This is a genomic window from bacterium, from assembly GCA_040757115.1.
Taxonomy (GTDB): Bacteria; UBA9089; CG2-30-40-21; order CG2-30-40-21; family SBAY01; genus JBFLXS01.
This window is the reverse complement of record JBFLYA010000419.1, coordinates 1-1,621: the sequence shown is the minus strand read 5'-3', so window position 1 is coordinate 1,621 and position 1,621 is coordinate 1. Positions and strand designations below refer to the sequence as shown.

2 protein-coding genes are annotated in these 1,621 nt (G+C 36.8%); both read right to left on the bottom strand.

Annotated elements, in window-relative coordinates; genetic code table 11:
- Positions 1 to 27 precede the first annotated feature (27 nt).
- Positions 28 to 828, bottom strand: coding sequence for a 3-methyl-2-oxobutanoate hydroxymethyltransferase (panB, locus tag AB1422_19300; protein ID MEW6621448.1), 801 nt, complete (start codon positions 826 to 828; stop codon positions 28 to 30).
- On the bottom strand, positions 792 to 1,241 hold the full coding sequence (locus AB1422_19295) for a hypothetical protein (GenBank protein MEW6621447.1): 450 nt from the start codon (positions 1,239 to 1,241) through the stop codon (positions 792 to 794). Before AB1422_19295 ends, panB begins: the two co-directional genes overlap by 37 nt.
- Positions 1,242 to 1,621 lie beyond the last annotated feature (380 nt).

Genomic DNA, 1,621 nt, shown 5'->3' with positions numbered 1-1,621 from the left:
ATAACTGCTATACTATAAACAGCCTCTTTACTCATAACTTTCTTCCAATGCAGGGAAATTGCCTCCTCGGACATCTTTAATGTATTTCTTTACTGCCTCATTTATTGGTGATTTTAAATCCACATATTTCCGCACAAATTTTGGTCTCAGTTCATCATAAAGCCCTAAAATATCATGAATAACCAACACCTGTCCGTCACAATAAGGTCCAGCACCAATACCAATCGTGGGAATATCAAGTGTTTCCGTAATTTCTCTGGCTAATTCATACGGAATACATTCTAAAACTAAGGCAAAAACACCTATTTCTTCTAAGAGTTTGGCATCATCTATTAATTTTTTAGCCGCATCAGGGGTTTCGCCTTGAACCTTATATCCACCCAATAAATGGATTGCCTGAGGTGTAAGTCCAAGATGTCCCATTACCGGGATATCCGCATGAATCATAGATAAAATGGTTTTAGCCACATATTCGCCACCTTCTACCTTGACTGCTTGTGCCCCACCTTCTTTGATAAACCTGCCGGCGTTATAAACTGCATCCCTTACATCCACCTTATATGATAAAAATGGCATATCTCCTACGACCAGGGCATTTGTCGTGCCCTTTGCTACACCTTTGGTAAAGGTAACCATCTCATCTATTCCCACCCCTAAGGTATTTTCATTACCCAGCATCACCATACTCAATGAATCGCCGACTAAAAGTATATCGACCTCAGCATTATCCAGAATCCGTGCCATTGAGTAATCATAAACCGTGAGCATCGTTATCTTCTCATTTGCCTTCTTCATTTCCAATAGTTTAGTTGTTGTAACCCTTGACATTTTATTCCTCCTTTGGTTTTTAATCTTTCCAAAATAGTCTGCCATATATCATCTATTCCCAACTTTTTTGCCCAACGCTCAATGTAATCTCTATCAATCATATCACCAGATATTTTGAGCATACTGGTTATATCTCTAATATGTTTTTCGGATTCCCCTTCTTTATAATATCGCATCTTCATAATTATTACATCTTCAGGAGAGGCAAAACTTGCCTGTGTATCTTCAATTGGAGAAATCTTTTTTATCCTTTCAAACCGACTATTATCAAAGGCATCTTTTTTACTGATAATAACATCTATTTTTAAACCAGATGCTGGATGTATAATATTAAACTGATATTTATGTCTGATTGCATCTCTTATCGTCTCTTCACTTATATAAAATTCATCCGAAGGGAATAATCTTATCAATCCTGAAATATGCTGTTCCCCAATATCTGCACAACTACATCAATATCATTAGTAAACCTTGGTTCTCCATAGAATATAGAAGCAATAGAGCCGGTTATAAGATATTGGTAAGCGTTCAGGTGGTGTAACAAAAGGAGATGTGGAGATTAAGGAGATAGGGAGATATTATTAAAAAAATTGGTAACTATTCACCATTCACAATTCACGGTGTCAAGCAAACCTGGCCCAAGAGTTCGATGCACCGCTATAGCGCATCCAATGACTCTATTCGATAATTCATCAAATTTCACTTCGTGCTCTCCGTACCCTTCGTGGTGAATAGTTACAAAAATTGAAATTAATAGAAACTAATAGAAATTTATGGAAATTTGTTGTTTTCC